Here is a 15,117-nt window from a genome sequence, read left to right as displayed (position 1 = left end):
TGGGTCACGGTGTTGGGCGCCGCGCGCAGGCCGGCGTGGGTGAAACCCGCGTCGTCGGCCATCTCGTAGTGCAGGCGTTCGGCGAGGCCCTGGGCGATGAGGGCCGGCGCCTTGCCGCGGATCTGGTGCGCCATCGCCCGCAGGACAGCCTTGAGCCGGCCGTCGGGAAGGCCCAGGTCGGCGAAGTCCACGGTCAGGCCGTTGAACCGCGCGCCGGAGATCGGCTCCAGCGCGTCGGCGCCGGGTTGCAGGCGGGCCACGACGCCGCGGGTGAGGCGCGCCACGAGGCTGACCACCTCGACGACGCGGCCGTTCGGGGCGCCGCGGTCGATGTCCACGAATTCCAGCATGACGCCCTGGCGCACGCGCTCGGGGGTCAGGCCCTCGACGTTGAGGAGCAGGTCGCGGCCCTTGCGCACGCCCATGGTGCGGAACGAGCAGGGGACGATCACCGGCGGCTGGGTGCGGGCATCCTTGGGCGTGAAGAGCGCGGCGAAGGCCAGGCTCGCCCGGTCGATGGCGACCATGTCCTCGTCGGAGAGCTTGCGGAACTTCCGGGCCTGGATCGTCTCGCCGGTGGCGACGAAGGTGACGGTGGGCTCGACGCGCAGCACGGCGGTGACGCCGTGGCGCAGGTTCACGACGTGCTCCAGCGCAAAGCCGACTTCGAGGCGCTGGCCGTTGTGGGCGACGAAGCTGACCGGGTTGCGCGCCTTCTCCGCCTCGGGGCTGACCTGGCGCTGGTAGGGGTGGGCGGCTTCCTTCTCGCGGGCGACGGCGATGATCTCGGGGTCGAGGTCGGCGCAGACCAGTTCCTCGCCGTCGATCCGGCTGACGGCCTTGATGCGGATGTCCTTGCGCTCGGCCGCGCCGAGGAAGAACTCCAGCACGTCCTCCAGCACCTTCATCCCGACGGCCTGGGCGGCGATGCCGTCCTCCGTGGTCATGGCGACCAGGACGTCGGTGTCGTTGATGCGCTGATGGACGTCCTGGTAGCTGAGATACTCGTTGAGCTTGCGGCCCAGGTAGCCCCAGACGTCGTCGCGCTTGCGGGGCCAGCGGTCGCCGGAAAGATCGCGGATCGCCTCGACGCTGAGCACGAAGACCGCGCCGCGTTCCAGCCGGTCCGAGCCCGACAGCCGTTCGAGCAGCGCCGCCGCGTCCGAGGCGGCGATACGGGTCAGGCTCATGCCGGGGCGGGCGGCGCTCATGGCCGTCAACATCGCCGAAGGTAGCAAACGAAGTCTTGCCGTCGCATAAGGCGCGCGATGCAGAGTCTTCTCCTGGTGGCGGGGGGCGGCGCGTTCGGCGCGGTGCTCCGTTATCTCCTGGGCGTCCAGGCGCTCCGGACGCTCGGGGCCGGCTGGCCCTACGGGACGCTGGCGGCGAACGTCGTCGGCGGGTTCGCCATGGGCGCGCTGGCGGCGACGCTGGCGCTGCGCGGCGGCGCGGACCAGGAGCGCTGGCGGCTGCTGCTGGGCGTCGGCGTTCTCGGCGGCTTCACGACCTTTTCCGCCTACTCGCTGGAAGTGGCGCTGATGATCGAGCGGCGCGAGTGGGCCTCGGCCTTCGCCTACAGCCTGGGCTCGGTGGTGCTCTCGGTCGGCGCGCTGTTCCTGGGCCTCATGCTCGTGCGCCGCGTGCTGGCGTGAGGGAGGTCCGGACCCTCTACGTGGACAAGGGCGAGGAGGGCGTGCGCCTGGACCGCTGGTTCAAGCGCCGCTGGCCGCACCTGAACCATGTGCAGATCCAGAAGCTGACGCGCTCGGGCCAGATCCGCGTCGACGGCGCGCGGGCCAAGCCGGACACGCGCCTCACGGCCGGATCGCAGGTGCGCGTGCCGCCGCTGCCCGACGCGCCGCGGCCCGAGGAGAAGGGCAGGCTGGCGGCCCGCGACATCGCCTACGCCAAGAGCCTGGTGATCTACGAGGACGAGGAGGTCCTGGCGCTGAACAAGCCCTCGGGCCTGGCGGTGCAGGGCGGGACGAAGACGAGCAAGCACGTCGACCGGCTGCTCTCCGCCTGGGGCGAGGGGCTGGAGCGGCCGCGGCTGGTCCATCGCCTCGACCGCGACACCTCGGGCGTGCTGGTGCTGGGCAAGACGCCGGGCGCGGCGGCCAAGCTCGCCGGCGCCTTCGCCAGGCGCCGCGCGCAGAAGATCTACTGGGCCATCGTGGCGGGTTTCCCGAAGCCGGGCGAGGGCGTGCTCGACCTGCCGCTGGCCAAGAAGGGCGTCGGCGACCGGGAGATGATGGTCCCGGCCGACCCCCGGGACGAGCGCGCCGAGCAGGCCGAGACCGAGTTCGTCACGATCGCGCGCGCCGGGCCGCGCGCGGCCTGGATGGCGCTGTGGCCGCACACCGGGCGCACGCACCAGCTACGCGCGCACATGCTGGCCATGGGCCACCCGATCCTGGGCGATCCCAAGTACAACAGCGAGGCCTCCGTCGAACTCTCCGAGGGGCTGCGGCTCCAGCTCCATGCGCGGCGTCTGGTCCTGCCGCATCCCTCGCGCGGGACGCTTATGCTGGAGGCCCCGATCAGCCCCGAGCTGGCCGCCGGCTTCGAACGCTTCGGCTTCGACGAGCACGAGGCCGACCCCGAACCCTTCGAGAGGCGACGTTGAGCAACGATCCGCTGGACCAGGCCAAGGCCCACCTCGACGCCGGACGGCTGGACGAGGCGCTGGCGATCACCGGCCCGCTGGCGGAGCGCGCCGACGCGTCGCACCGGGCGCTGGCCATGCACTCGACGGCGCTGAAGGGCGCCGGCCGGCGCGAGGCGGCGCTGGATTTCGACGCGCGCGCGGTCGCGCGGTTCGCGAGCAGTGGCGTCGCCTGGCACAACCTGGCCGCCACCCTGGGCGACCTCGGCCGCGGCCGCGAGGCGGTGAAGGCCATGAACGAGGCCTTCCTGCGTGGAATCGACGGGGCGCTGAGCTGGGGCGTGATGGCGCGCGCCCATGCCGCCGCCGGCGACCTCGACAGGGCCGAGCAGGCCTACCAGGAGACGCTGAAGCGCGCCCCGGCCCGCATCGAGACCGCCGCCGAATACGCCGACGTGATCTGGATGCGCCGCGGCGACCTCGCCTCGGCGCAGGCCGTGCTGGACCGCGCCGCCCACGCCGGCGGGCCGCCCGCGCCGCTGCTGCTCGCCAAGGCCAAGCTCTACGCGGCGGCCGGGGAGGCGGAAAAGGGCGCGGACCTGCTGGCGCTGGCGGCCGACCGGATGCCCGACGACCCGGCCATCCAGATGGCCGCCGCCCAGGCCGCCCTGGAACGCGGCCGTCTCGCCGAGGCCGAGGCGCGCGCGCTGGCGGCCGAGACGCTGTTCCCGGACGGCCCCGGCGTGCTGAACCAGCTCGCCATCGTCTACCTGTCGCTGGGCAAGCCCGAGCTGGCGCTGGCCAAGGCGCGCAAGGGCCTGGAGATCGCGCCCGAGGACCAGTCGCTGTGGGGGTGGGCCGCGACCGCCGCGCGCGCCGTGGGCGACCCGCTCTATGCGGAGCTCCACGACTACGACGCCATGGTCGGGGTCTACGAGATCGCGGCGCCCGAAGGCTACGCGAGCCTGGAAGCCTATCTCGCCGAGCTGAGGGCCGCGCTGGATCGCATCCACGTCTACAACGAGCACCCCTCGGCCCAGTCGCTGCGCAACGGCAGCCAGACGACCTACCGCCTGACCGGCTCCGACGAGCCGGCGGTCCAGGCCTTCTTCAAGGCCATCGACGCGCCGATCCGCGCGCACATCGCCAGGATCGGCGAGGGAGCGGACCCGCTTCGCCGGCGCCGCACCGGGAACTACCGGATCGAGGGGGCCTGGTCGGTGCGCCTGAAGCCGGGCGGCTTCCACCTCGACCACTTCCACCCCGAGGGCTGGCTGAGCTCGGCCTTCTACGTCGAGACGCCCGAAAGCGCGCTCGACAGCGCCGAGAAACAGGGCTGGATCCGGTTCGGACAGCCGCCGTTCAGGACGGTCCCCGAACTGCCCGCCGAACACTATGTGCGGCCGAAGCCGGGCCGGCTCGTGCTGTTCCCGTCGTACATGTGGCACGGCACCGTGCCCTTCACGACCGACGAGCGCCGCATGACGATCGCTTTCGACGTCGTGCCGGCCTGACCTGCCTTTCCCGCGAGCGGGAAAGGCAGGCTTGGAGCGTTAGACCAGCCCCGTGAGCGCCTGCACGCCCGCGCTGTCGGGGAAGACGGCGGCGTCGAGGGCGCGGCGCTCGAGGCCCAGGTGGTCGGCCAGCAGGCCTTTCTCCAGGCTGCGCAGGTCGAGGGCGGGGTAGACGTCGCGGTTCTCGAACAGCGCCTGCGGCCGCAGTGTCGGCCAGTCGCCGATGATCCCGCCGGGCTTCAGCGCCCCGCCGAGGACCAGCGCCGTCGCGCCGGTGCCGTGGTCGGTGCCGCCGGTGCCGTTGGCGCGGGCCGTGCGGCCGAACTCGGTGACCGCCAGGACCACCGTGTCCTTCCACGCCGGGCCGAGGCCGGTGTGCAGGCCGTCGACGAGGGCGTCGAGCGCGGCCAGCCGGTTGTTGAGCAGGCCGGTCTGGTTGGCGTGGGAATCGAAGCCGTCGACCGAGACGGCCGCCAGTTGCGGACCGCCGGGCGCCTTCAGGAAGCCGGCGAGCGCCTCGCCCATGGCGCGGGCGACCTCGCGGCCCTGGCCCGCGGGGGCGGCGCGCAGGCCGCCCATCTGCGGACCGCCGGCGCCGGTCTCCTGGGCCATGGTCTCGGTGGCGAGGCCGCGGGCCAGGGCCGGGCCCAGCAGCGGGTCGTCGCGGTAGAGGTCCTGCAGCAGCGTCGGCAGGCGCGCGGCGGTGTCGACGGCGCGGCCGGGCGACCACGAGGCCGCCGGGGCCGGACCGCGCAGGATCAGGGGCGCCGTGGCGCCGACCGAGATCGCCTCGACCCGGCCGGCCGCGGAGAGCGCGCCGACGGCGCGGTTCAGCCAGCCGGAGCTGGTGGCGTAGACGCCGCCCGCGCCCGTCTCCAGCACGTCCTGGGCCTCGAAGTGCGAGCGGGCCCGGTCGGGGCTGGCGACGGCCGGCGCGATGCGCGCCTGGCCGGCCTTGGCGAGCGCGTGGATCGAGGCGAGCTGCGGGTGGAGCGCGAAGGTCCCGTCCAGCTTCAGGGCCTCGTCGCCCATGGCCAGCGGGCCGCGCAGCGCCCGGTAGTCGGGATCGCCGACTGGCGGAGCTACGGAGAGGCCGTCCATGCCGCCGCGGCAGATGACGACGACGAACTTCCTGTTCGGGGGCAGGGCGGCGTCGGCGGCGCGGGCGAGGAAGGGCAGGGCGAGGCCGGCGGCGAGGGCGCGGCGGTTCAGGCTGAACGCGGTCATCGGCGCTGGAACTCCGGCGTCATGAGGAGGAGGGCCACCGCCTCGGGCCGCGATTCCGCCCGGCGGATGGCGGCGGCCGCGGTCGGCGAGAGGCGCGCGCCCAGCGTGGCGGCGGCCAGCGCGTTGGGATCCTGGACGTCCGGCCCGACCGCGGCGGCGAGCCCCTGGGCGAACTGCATGCGCTTCACCAGGGCGTCCGAGGCGGCCCAGGGGGCGGCCTCGTCGGGCCAGCCCTTGGGCGAGGGCGCGCCGAACGGGCGCTGGCCCAGGCCGCTCAGCGCCTGGTTCACCTGCGGGCCCCACCGCGGCCCCTGCGGCGCGCCGCCGGTGGCGCGGTAGCTGGAGATGACGAACTCGTAGGGCGTCTTGAACTTCGCCGGCTGCGGGGCCCACGCCTCGGGCGCGTCGATCAGCGCCTCGGCCACGCGGGCGAGGTCGCCGCCCGAGCCGAGCCAGGTCTTCTCCAGCCGCGCGGCGAGGGCGGGCGGCGGATCGTCGGCGACGAAGTGGCGGGCGATCTTGGCGCAGACGAAGCGGGCCGTCTGCGGCGCGGCGGCGAGGTCGGCGAGGATCGCGCCGGCCTGTTCCCTGCCGCCGGCGGGGTACGGCCGCCCCATCACCGTGCGCGCGCCGGGCTCGTGGGCGGGCTGGCGGAAGACCACGAGCTGGGTCTGCGGCTCGTTGGGACGGGCGAGGCCGAGGCCGGTCAGGGCTCGGGCGAACTCGGTGACGTCGGCCTGGGCGTAGCCGCCGCCGATGCCGACGGTGTGTAGTTCGAGGATCTCGCGGGCGAGGTTCTCGTTCAGGCCGGCGGGACGCGGCGGCGCGCCGTCGGGCTGCCGGGCGCCGCGGCGGCCCTGGAGCTGGGCGGCGCGGCTGTTGGGGCCGATCGACTGGGCCTGGTCGAGGTAGAGCAGCATGGCCGGGTGCGTCTCGGCGGCGGCCAGGAGGTCGGCGAAGCGGCCGAAGACGTGGGGGCGGATCGCCTCGTTCTCGAACGGGCCGACCAGGCCCGAGACCTGCGCCTTGGTCGCCGAGGCCGTGAAGTGGTTGGCCCAGAACAGCGCCCAGCGTTCGCAGAAGCCCGCGTCGGTGACCGTGGCGAGGCGGGTGCGGGCGAGCACGTCGCCGGCGGCGTTCTGGCGGACGAACCGGCGGGCGGCGGCCACGGGATCGTCGGCCGGCCGCATGTCGCCGCCGTCCCGCGCGGGCGCGGCGTCGGCCTGTCCGCCGGTGCGGCGCGCCGCGAGTCGTTCCTGGCGGTATTCGCGGAACTCGGCGAAGCGCCGGGCCGAGTCCTCGCCCTGCGTGGGGAAGGTCTCGGCGCCCTGCGTCCGGATCTGGGCCTTCAGCCAGCCGCGGGGGTCGCCGGCCGCGCTCTCGATCTCGCCCGCCCTGGCGCCGAGGCCGAAGCGGGTGACGGCGATCGCGGCGTCGAGTTCACGTGGGTTGCCGGCCAAGCCGATCCTCCCTTGCGACGGCGGGGTTTTACCCTCATTGCACGCCCGCGTCGGCGCATTCCGTCGGGAGAAGGTGGCTTGGATCTGCGCAAGGGCTTCCATGAGCCGGCCGAGAAGCCGAAGCGGTTCTACAAGGCCGTGACGGTCGCCGAGGCGGAGGGCGGCGGCTTCGGTGTGCTGCTGGACGGCCGCAACCTGCGCACGCCCAGGGCCGAGCGCCTGGTCCTGCCGACGCCCGCCGCGGCCGGGCAGATCGCCGAGGAGTGGGCCGCGCAGACCGACGTCATCGAGATGGCGACGATGCATGCCACGCGCCTCGCCAACACCGCCATCGAGACGATCGGCGCGACCCGCGAAGGCGTGGCCGACCAGATCGCGCAATACGCCGGCTCCGACCTGCTCTGCTACTTCGCCGAGAGCCCGGTGGAGCTCGTGCGGCGACAGGAGGCGGCGTGGGGGCCGATCCTGGCGCGGGCGGAAGCCGAGGACGGTCTGGCGTTCGAGCGGTGCGAGGGGATCCTGCACCAGGCGCAGCCGCCCGAGACCCTGGCGCGCGTTCGCGAGATCGCGCTGGGCCTGGACGACTTCCAGTTGGCCGGGCTCGCGTTCGGCGCGGCGCTGTTCGGGTCGGCGGTGCTGGCGCTCGCGCTGCTGCGTGGCTGGACCAGCGGCGAGGGCGCCTTCGAGCTCTCCCGCCTGGACGAGGCGTTCCAGGAAGAGAAATGGGGCATCGACGAAGAGGCCGCCGAGCGCACGGCGCGGCTGACCGGCGAGGCGGCGATGCTGGAGCGGTGGTTCCGGGCGCTGGAGGCGTAACCCGCTCATCCCCCGCGTATGCGCGAATGGGCGGTGAAGCTCAGTCCCGCGGAATGATCGGCAGGATCCTGATCTTGCTGCCCGAGGCGGCGAGGTCGCGGGCGATCTTCATGTAGTCCAGCGACTCCGGCACGGCGAAGTGGGCGTCCAGCGCGGCGCGGTCCGCCCACTCCTCGTAGAAGAACAGCGTCAGCGGGTCCTCGCAGTCGACGTGGACGCTGTGCTTCAGGCAGCCGGGCTCGGCGCGGGAGCGGCGGGTGTGGGCCAGCGCCGCTTCGCGCAGGGCCTCGAAGGTGTCGGGCCGGGCGGTCACCGAACCGGTCACGATCAGCATGTGGTCCGCTCCTCCGCATCACGCCGCGTGAACTTGCCTAGCCGATCCGCCGCGACTACGCCTGCGCTTTCGTGAGAGGACCGCGCCCGTGAAGCACATCCTGGAAGAGCTCGAGAAGCGCCGCGAGGAAGCCCGCCTGGGCGGCGGCGAGAAGCGGATCGCGAGCCAGCACGCCAAGGGCAAGCTGACGGCGCGCGAGCGGATCGACCTGCTGCTCGACGAGGGCTCGTTCGAGGAGTTCGACATGTTCGTCGAGCACCGCGTCGCCGAGTTCGGCATGGACAAGCAGCGGGTGCCGGGCGACGGCGTGGTCACCGGCTGGGGTCGCGTCAACGGCCGCGTCGTCTTCGTCTTCTCCAAGGACTTCACGGTCTTCGGCGGATCCCTCTCCAGCGCCCACGCCGAGAAGATCCTCAAGGTGCAGCGCCAGGCCATGAAGGTCGGCGCGCCGGTCATCGGCCTCTTCGACGCGGGCGGGGCGCGCATCCAGGAGGGCGTGGCGGCGCTGGGCGGCTATGCCGACATCTTCCTGGAGAACACCCTGGCCTCGGGCGTCATCCCGCAGATCAGCGTGATCATGGGTCCCTGCGCCGGCGGCGACGTCTATTCGCCCGCGATCACCGACTTCATCTTCATGGTGAAGGACACCTCCTACATGTACGTGACCGGCCCCGACGTGGTGAAGACGGTCACCCACGAAGAGGTGAGCCACGAGGAACTGGGCGGCTATCGGGTCCACGCGCTGAAGTCGGGCGTGGCCGACGGGGCGTTCGAGAACGACCTCGAGGCGCTGACGCAGGTGCGCCGCCTGATCGACTTCCTGCCGCTGTCGAACCGCGAGAAGCCGCCGGTGCGCGAGAGCTTCGACGACCGCGAGCGCCAGGAGGCGTCGCTGGACACCCTGGTGCCGGCCAACCCCAACAAGCCCTACGACATGAAGGAGCTGATCCTGAAGGTCGTGGACGAAGCCGACTTCTTCGAGATCAGCCCGGACTTCGCCAAGAACATCGTCGTGGGCTTCGCGCGCATCGACGGCCAGCCGGTGGGCATCGTGGCCAACCAGCCGCAGACGCTGGCGGGCGTGCTCGACATCGACAGCTCGCGCAAGGGCGCGCGGTTCGTGCGCTTCTGCGACTGCTTCGAGATCCCGATCATCACCTTCGTCGACGTGCCGGGCTTCATGCCGGGGACGAAGCAGGAGCAGGGCGGCCTGATCCGCCATGGCGCGAAGCTCCTGTTCGCCTTCGCCGAGGCCACGGTGCCGAAGATCACCATCATCACCCGCAAAGCCTACGGCGGGGCCTACGACGTGATGAGCTCCAAGCACATCCGCGGCGACATCAACTACGCCTGGCCGTCGGCCGAGATCGCGGTGATGGGCTCGAAGGGCGCCGTGGAGATCATCTTCCGCAGCGAGATCGGCGACCCCGACGCCATCGCCGCCCGCGAGGCCGAGTACAAGGCCCGCTTCGCCAACCCGTTCGTGGCCGCTTCGCGCGGCTACATCGACGACGTGATCATGCCCCACTCGACCCGCCGCCGGATCTCGAACGCGCTGAAGAACCTGAAGGGCAAGACGCTGTCGAACCCCTGGAAGAAGCACGACAACATTCCGCTGTGACGCTCACCGGCAGGTGGCGACCGCGACGCGCGCCAATCCTCGGAACCACCCTCACCACCGCCTTGTTCTGCCCGTGACGCAGGCGTGAGCCCTGTGAAGCAGAGCAAGGAGAACGAGCATGGTCGGTCGGTGGAGCGACGAGTGGCAGGATCGCGGGTCTCGGTTCGAGGGCGACTGGCGGCGGGACGACGACGACCGCTCGTGGGGCCCCGAGGACCGCGTGTTCGGCGAGCGCGAGAGCGGCGCGGGCTACAACCGGCCGCAGGGCGACGAGCGGCGCGGCTACCGCGGCCGCGGGCCGGGCTGGCAGGACCGCGACTACGAGGGCGTGTCGCCGGCGATGCGGCGCGGCGAGTACGACACCGGCTACCGCGCCCATCCGCGGGATCGCACGCGCCGGGACCCCGGCCCCGGCGGCCGATACTACGGCGACGACGGCCGCGCGGCGGTCTACCGCGAGAACTACGGCATGGGCGGCCACGAGTACGGCCCGGTCCCGCGCGGCTACGACGAGGGCCGGCGGTTCGGTACGCTCGAGGCCGACCGGCGCTGGCGGCGCGAGATCGGCCGCGGCGGCGACATCGGCTATGAAGGCGCGGCCTACGGGGCGCGGCCGCTCTCGGGCGGCGGCTACGACGACGAGCGCAGCTATCGCGGCCGCGAGGACTTCGAGGACCGGGCCCGCGAGGCCGGAGAGTTCTTCCGGCGCACCGGCGAGAAGGTGAAGTCGTGGTTCAGCGACCTGAGCCGCGAGGACGGGCGCGACGACGCCTATCGCGGCGCGCGCGGCCTGGGGCCCAAGGGCTACCAGCGCTCGGACGAGCGGATCAGCGAGGAGGTCCACCAGCGGCTGACCGACGATAGCTGGATCGACGCGTCCGGCGTCAACGTCTCGGTGTCGGGCGGCGAGGTGACGCTGTCGGGCACGGTGGAAAGCCGCGAGGCCAAGCACCGCGCCGAACGGCTCGTCGAGGACCTGTCGGGCGTGAAGCACGTGCAGAACAACCTGCGCATCCAGGCTGGCAGCTATTTCACCAGCGCCGGCCGCGGCTACGGCGACAGCGTCAACGAAGCCCGCATGCGCGGCGACAACCCGGAGGTGAAGGACGTCACCGACGGCAAGACCCACTCGACCCGCAAGGACAGCTAGGCGCCGTCAGAGCGGGGGCGCCTCCTTGGCGATGCCGGGCTTCGGGGCCACGGCTTCGCCGGGGGCGAACTGGCTGCAGCGGTCCCAGTTGAAGGCGCGGACGCCGAAGACCTGGACGCAGGTTGCGATCTCGTCGCGGCCGATCCGGCCCTGTTTGGCCAGCCAGACGCACTGGGCCGTCGCGCCGATGAGGTAGCTGGCGACGGGGCTGTCGGGGTTCAGCCGGTTCGCGATCGAGCGCCGCTCGGCGTTGGTGTCGGTGAAGGCGACGTGGAAGCCCACCGGCGTCAGCGAGATGGTGTGGGCGTACTCGTGCGCGGCGACGTTGATCGCGCACGAACGCCGCACGACGTTGTCGGAGGCGTAGGCCGCCAGGACCGGCCGGCTGACCTCGATGCCCGAGTAGCGGCCCGAAACGCCGCCTTCGCCGGCCGCGGCCAGCAGCACCGGGCTCTCGTCGACGATGTCCACCTGCGCGGGCGCATAGCGCGAGCCGAACGGCTTCAGGTCCACGATGTCGGCGACGCGGGCGGGCGAGAGGTCCTGGGCGGCGTCGCGCGCGTAGACCGCCGGGTAGGCGCGTTCGAACCCGCGCAGGGCGTCGCCGAACGCGGGCGAGCGCAGGACCGCGTAGGCGTCGGTGAGCAGGCGCCCCGCGGCGGCGCGCTCGCCCTCCGAGGCCACCCCGTCGAGGGTGGAGAAGGCGCCTGTCCCGGTGTCTTCGGCGAGGTTGCGCCAGGCGACCCAGCCCAGCATGGCGATCGCGGCCAGAAACGCCCAGAGGCCGGACTTCCAGAGGCCCCGGTGACCGGGCTCGCCGTCGTCGCTCACTCGCCGGCGACTTTGGGCGCCGTGGCGTGCGTGTTGTCGCCGCGGTTCAGCGGGTCGCGCAGGGTGGCGCCGTCGGCGACGAACTCGAGGCTGACCGAGTTGATGCAGTAGCGCAGGCGGGTCGGCGGCGGGCCGTCGGGGAAGACGTGGCCCTGGTGCGAATCGCAGCGGGCGCAGCGGGTCTCGATGCGGACCATGCCCCAGGAGGTGTCGCGCACGCCCTTGACGTGGGCCTCGTCGATCGGCGCCCAGAACGAGGGCCAGCCCGTGCCGCTCTCGAACTTGGTCGCGTGCCGGAACAGCGGCAGCCCGCAGAGGCGGCAGCAGTAGACGCCGTCGTCCTTCTGATCGAGCAGGCCGCCGCAGAACGGCGCCTCGGTGCCGTGGTGCAGCAGGACCTCGGCCTCCTCGCGGGACAGCGACGCCTCCAGGCGCTTGCGTTCCTCAGGGTCAGGCGGCGAGAGAGAGAACCCCGAAGGGGAGACGTCTGGCGTGCTCATGTACGCCAATCTAAGGTCGCGCCCCTCCAGGTGGAAGTCATTCAAGGGCCGGAATGTTCTCGAAGATCCTGATCGCGAACCGGGGCGAGATCGCCGTCCGGATCATCAAGACCGCCCGCAAGATGGGCATCAAGACGGTGGTGGTCTACTCCGAGGCCGACGCCGACTCGATGGCGGTGGAGATGGCCGACGAGGCCGTGTTCATCGGCGGGGCCCCCGCGTCGGAGAGCTATCTCGTCGCCGACAAGATCGTGGACGCGGTGCGCCAGACCGGGGCCCAGGCGGTCCACCCGGGCTTCGGCTTCCTCAGCGAGAACGCGAGCTTCGCGCGGCGGCTGGCGGCCGAGGGCATCGTCTTCATCGGCCCGAACCCCAAGGCCATCGAGGCCATGGGCGACAAGATCGAGTCGAAGAAGTTCGCCGGCAAGGCGGGCGTGTCGACCGTTCCGGGCCACGTCGGCGAGATCAGCGACACCAGGCACGCCATCCAGATCGCCGAGGAGATCGGCTATCCGGTGATGATCAAGGCGTCGGCCGGCGGGGGCGGGAAGGGCATCCGCGTCGCCTGGAGCCGCAAGGACGTCGAAGAGGGCTTCCCGGCCGTGCGCGCCGAGGCCAAGGCCAGCTTCGGCGACGACCGCATCTTCATCGAGAAGTTCATCGAGAGCCCGCGCCACGTCGAGATCCAGGTGCTGGGCGACAAGCACGGCAACGTCGTCCACCTGTTCGAGCGCGAATGCTCGATCCAGCGGCGCAACCAGAAGGTCATCGAGGAAGCCCCGAGCCCGCTGCTGGACGAGAAGACCCGCCGGGCGATGGGCGAGCAGGCCGTCGCACTGGCCAAGGCGGTGAACTACGACAGCGCCGGCACGGTCGAGTTCGTGGCCGGCCAGGACAAGAGCTTCTTCTTCCTGGAGATGAACACCCGCCTGCAGGTGGAGCATCCGGTCACCGAGCTCATCACCGGCGTCGACCTGGTCGAGCAGATGATCCGGGTGGCCTACGGCGAGAAGCTGCCGTTCGCGCAGAAGGACCTGAAGATCAACGGCTGGGCCATGGAGAGCCGGATCTACGCCGAGGATCCGTACCGCGGCTTCCTGCCCTCGATCGGCCGGCTGGTGCGCTACGCGCCGCCGCCGGAGGGGGAGATCGGCCCGACGATCACGCGCAACGACGCGGGCGTCCGCGAGGGCGACGAGATCTCGATGTTCTACGATCCGATGATCTCGAAGCTGTCGACCTGGGGGAAGACGCGCGAGGCGGCGATCGACGCGATGGGCCGGGCGCTGGAGGACTTCCACATCGAGGGCCTGGGCCAGAACATCCCGTTCCTGGCGGCGGTGATGGACCAGAAGCGGTTCCGGTCGGGCAAGCTTTCGACCAACTACATCAAGGACGAGTTCCCGGAGGGCTTCCAGGGCCTGCCGCCGACGGACTTCCAGCGCGACCTGATGAGCGCCGTGGCGCTTTCGATGCACCGCACGCTGACGCGCCGCGCGGCGCCGAACCTGCTGCGCGACGACTGGATCGTGATCGCGGGCCATCAGTCGCGTCCGGTGAAGGTGGCGGCCGACAACGGGACGCTGATCGCCGACTTCGGGACGCGGAAGGTGAAGCTCGAGACCATCGACTGGCGGCCGGGCTCCAGCCAGTTCCGCGGCAAGTTCGCCGGCCGGGAGTTCACCGTGACGGTGAAGCCGGCGGCGGAGGGCTTCGTGATCCGGCACCGGGCGACGACGCTGAATGTGCTGGTGCTCTCGCCGCGCTCGGCCGAACTGCACGAGAAGCTGCCGCCGAAGAAGGCCGCCGACACCTCGAAGATGGTGCTGTCGCCGATGCCGGGGCTGGTGGTCTCCATCGACGTGGCCCAGGGCCAGGACGTGAAGACCGGCGAGATCGTGGCCGTGCTCGAGGCCATGAAGATGCAGAACATCCTGCGCGCCGAACGCGACGGCACGATCAAGGCCGTCAACGTGAAGAGCGGCGACAGCGTGGCCGCCGACGAGGTGCTGGTCGAATTCGCCTGACGCGGCGTGCCGACCGCCCGCGCGAAGCGGCGGGCGCTAGACGGGCGGCGCGGCGTCCTCCACCCGCCCGAACACGGTGCGGAAGCTGGCCTTCAGGGCGGCGTCGGCCTCGTCCATCGTGACGGGGAGGCCGAGGTCGACGAGGCTGGTGACGCCGTGGTCGGTGACGCCGCAGGGGACGATGCCGCCGAAGTGGCCGAGGTCGGGCTCCACGTTCAGCGAGACGCCGTGGAACGAGACCCAGCGGCGCAGCTTCACGCCGATGGCGGCGATCTTGTCCTCGCGGGGCGGGACTCCCGGGGCCTTGCGCTCGACCCAGACGCCCACGCGGCCCTCGCGGATCTCGCCGGCGACGTTGAAGGCGTCGAGCGCCCCGATCACCCACGCCTCCAGCGCGGCGACGAAGGCGCGGACGTCGCGGCGGCGCCGGGTGAGGTCGAGCATCACATAGGCCACCCGCTGGCCGGGGCCGTGGTAGGTGAACTGCCCGCCGCGCCCGCTCGCGAAGACCGGAAAGCGGTCAGGGTCGATGAGGTCGCCCGGCTTGGCCGAGACGCCGGCGGTGTAGAGGGCCGGGTGCTCCAGCAGCCACACGAGGTCGCCCGCGGTCCCGTCGGCGATGGCGGCTGCGCGCGCCTCCATGGCGGCGACGGCTTCGGGGTAGGGCACGGGGCTGCGCGAGACGGCCCAGCCGACCGCAGCATCATCGGTGCGACCGAACAGCGCCCCCTCCGAAACAGACGGCACAGCGGAATTTAACGTGCGGTCAAGCATGTGGGGCCAAATGTGGGGCTCGGGCGTGCGTCGTGCAAAGCCCGCAAGTTCTTCACGCGTATGTCGGGGTTTTCCTTCGTGAGCCAGGTCAAGGCGGTCAACGTCGAAATCCAGGTGGTGCTCGGGCGCGCCCAGCTTCCCATGCAGCAACTGCTGCGCATGGGCCGCGGCGCGGTGATCCCGCTGGACACCTCGGTGAACGACGAAGTCTGGATCCTGGCCAACAACCATCCGGTCGCCCGCGGCGAGATCCAGATC

At 72.0% G+C, this 15,117-nt stretch carries 15 protein-coding genes; 8 read left to right on the top strand and 7 right to left on the bottom strand.

The genetic code is table 11. The annotated features are described in order from the left end of the window. Positions 1-1,211, bottom strand: a 1,211-nt coding sequence (locus JNL41_RS09515) for a hypothetical protein (protein WP_293474333.1), incomplete at its 3' end; no start/stop codon positions are given. Between the two features lie 57 nt (positions 1,212-1,268). Between JNL41_RS09515 and crcB the strand changes: the two genes are divergently transcribed. From crcB to JNL41_RS09500, 3 genes are read left to right on the top strand one after another with little or no spacing between them, the layout of a single operon-like run. Then, complete coding sequence (gene crcB, locus JNL41_RS09510) at positions 1,269-1,652, top strand: fluoride efflux transporter CrcB (RefSeq protein ID WP_293474331.1); 384 nt, start codon at positions 1,269-1,271, stop codon at positions 1,650-1,652. Beyond that, positions 1,649-2,626: an RluA family pseudouridine synthase gene (locus tag JNL41_RS09505; RefSeq protein WP_293474329.1), complete on the top strand. Its 978-nt coding sequence runs from the start codon at positions 1,649-1,651 to the stop codon at positions 2,624-2,626. The genes crcB and JNL41_RS09505 overlap by 4 nt, the downstream gene beginning before the upstream one ends. Next, the gene (locus tag JNL41_RS09500) at positions 2,623-4,119 is read left to right on the top strand and encodes a putative 2OG-Fe(II) oxygenase (protein ID WP_293474327.1); all 1,497 of its coding nucleotides are present in this window, start codon (positions 2,623-2,625) and stop codon (positions 4,117-4,119) included. Before JNL41_RS09505 ends, JNL41_RS09500 begins: the two co-directional genes overlap by 4 nt. A gap of 39 nt (positions 4,120-4,158) precedes the next feature. Here JNL41_RS09500 and JNL41_RS09495 read toward each other — a convergent pair whose 3' ends face one another. Further along, a complete protein-coding gene (locus tag JNL41_RS09495) occupies positions 4,159-5,346 on the bottom strand; it encodes a DUF1501 domain-containing protein (protein WP_293474325.1) in 1,188 nt (395 codons plus the stop codon). Continuing rightward, the gene (locus JNL41_RS09490) at positions 5,343-6,806 is read right to left on the bottom strand and encodes a DUF1800 family protein (protein ID WP_293474323.1); all 1,464 of its coding nucleotides are present in this window, start codon (positions 6,804-6,806) and stop codon (positions 5,343-5,345) included. Before JNL41_RS09490 ends, JNL41_RS09495 begins: the two co-directional genes overlap by 4 nt. Before the next feature lie 78 nt (positions 6,807-6,884). Here JNL41_RS09490 and JNL41_RS09485 point away from each other — a divergent pair, with 78 nt between their 5' ends. Then, positions 6,885-7,622, top strand: coding sequence for an ATP12 family protein (locus tag JNL41_RS09485; protein ID WP_365698042.1), 738 nt, complete (start codon positions 6,885-6,887; stop codon positions 7,620-7,622). Between the two features lie 40 nt (positions 7,623-7,662). Here JNL41_RS09485 and JNL41_RS09480 read toward each other — a convergent pair whose 3' ends face one another. Next, positions 7,663-7,956, bottom strand: a complete 294-nt coding sequence (locus JNL41_RS09480; RefSeq protein ID WP_293474322.1) for a putative quinol monooxygenase — start codon at positions 7,954-7,956, stop codon at positions 7,663-7,665. Between the two features lie 88 nt (positions 7,957-8,044). Between JNL41_RS09480 and JNL41_RS09475 the strand changes: the two genes are divergently transcribed. Together JNL41_RS09475 and JNL41_RS09470 are read left to right on the top strand one after the other, a co-directional pair. Continuing rightward, positions 8,045-9,577: an acyl-CoA carboxylase subunit beta gene (locus JNL41_RS09475; RefSeq protein WP_293474321.1), complete on the top strand. Its 1,533-nt coding sequence runs from the start codon at positions 8,045-8,047 to the stop codon at positions 9,575-9,577. 118 nt (positions 9,578-9,695) lie between these two features. Further along, positions 9,696-10,727, top strand: a complete 1,032-nt coding sequence (locus JNL41_RS09470) for a BON domain-containing protein (protein WP_293474320.1) — start codon at positions 9,696-9,698, stop codon at positions 10,725-10,727. Between the two features lie 6 nt (positions 10,728-10,733). Here the strand turns inward: JNL41_RS09470 and JNL41_RS09465 are convergent, their stop codons facing one another. Together JNL41_RS09465 and msrB are read right to left on the bottom strand one after the other, a co-directional pair. Then, positions 10,734-11,558 (bottom strand): hypothetical protein, encoded by an 825-nt coding sequence (locus tag JNL41_RS09465; protein ID WP_293474318.1) that lies wholly within the window; start codon positions 11,556-11,558, stop codon positions 10,734-10,736. Continuing rightward, positions 11,555-12,058, bottom strand: a complete 504-nt coding sequence (msrB, locus tag JNL41_RS09460) for a peptide-methionine (R)-S-oxide reductase MsrB (RefSeq protein WP_293474316.1) — start codon at positions 12,056-12,058, stop codon at positions 11,555-11,557. The genes JNL41_RS09465 and msrB overlap by 4 nt, the downstream gene beginning before the upstream one ends. A gap of 53 nt (positions 12,059-12,111) precedes the next feature. Here msrB and JNL41_RS09455 point away from each other — a divergent pair, with 53 nt between their 5' ends. Continuing rightward, positions 12,112-14,085 (top strand): acetyl/propionyl/methylcrotonyl-CoA carboxylase subunit alpha, encoded by a 1,974-nt coding sequence (locus JNL41_RS09455; RefSeq protein ID WP_293474314.1) that lies wholly within the window; start codon positions 12,112-12,114, stop codon positions 14,083-14,085. A gap of 36 nt (positions 14,086-14,121) precedes the next feature. On the opposite strand, the gene lipB is transcribed toward JNL41_RS09455, so the two are convergent. Further along, the gene (gene lipB, locus JNL41_RS09450) at positions 14,122-14,859 is read right to left on the bottom strand and encodes a lipoyl(octanoyl) transferase LipB (protein WP_293474312.1); all 738 of its coding nucleotides are present in this window, start codon (positions 14,857-14,859) and stop codon (positions 14,122-14,124) included. A gap of 60 nt (positions 14,860-14,919) precedes the next feature. On the opposite strand from lipB, the gene JNL41_RS09445 reads away from it, so the two are divergent. Further along, positions 14,920-15,117: FliM/FliN family flagellar motor switch protein (locus tag JNL41_RS09445; RefSeq protein WP_293474310.1), on the top strand; the 198-nt coding region annotated here is incomplete at its 3' end.

Origin of the sequence: Phenylobacterium sp., from assembly GCF_016793285.1 — a bacterium.
Classification (GTDB): domain Bacteria; phylum Pseudomonadota; class Alphaproteobacteria; order Caulobacterales; family Caulobacteraceae; genus Phenylobacterium.
The sequence above is the reverse complement of the archived record's forward strand: the minus strand, read 5'-3'. Positions and strand labels throughout refer to the sequence as shown.

Bases quoted from the DNA above. Each gene is read 5' to 3' on its own strand.
- crcB (WP_293474331.1), top strand. From the start codon at position 1,269: ATGCAGAGTCTTCTCCTGGTGGCGGGGGGCGGCGCGTTCGGCGCGGTG.
- JNL41_RS09495 (WP_293474325.1), bottom strand. From the start codon at position 5,346: ATGACCGCGTTCAGCCTGAACCGCCGCGCCCTCGCCGCCGGCCTCGCC.
- JNL41_RS09480 (WP_293474322.1), bottom strand. From the start codon at position 7,956: ATGCTGATCGTGACCGGTTCGGTGACCGCCCGGCCCGACACCTTCGAG.
- JNL41_RS09470 (WP_293474320.1), top strand. From the start codon at position 9,696: ATGGTCGGTCGGTGGAGCGACGAGTGGCAGGATCGCGGGTCTCGGTTC.
- msrB (WP_293474316.1), bottom strand. From the start codon at position 12,058: ATGAGCACGCCAGACGTCTCCCCTTCGGGGTTCTCTCTCTCGCCGCCT.
- JNL41_RS09455 (WP_293474314.1), top strand. From the start codon at position 12,112: ATGTTCTCGAAGATCCTGATCGCGAACCGGGGCGAGATCGCCGTCCGG.
- lipB (WP_293474312.1), bottom strand. From the start codon at position 14,859: ATGCTTGACCGCACGTTAAATTCCGCTGTGCCGTCTGTTTCGGAGGGG.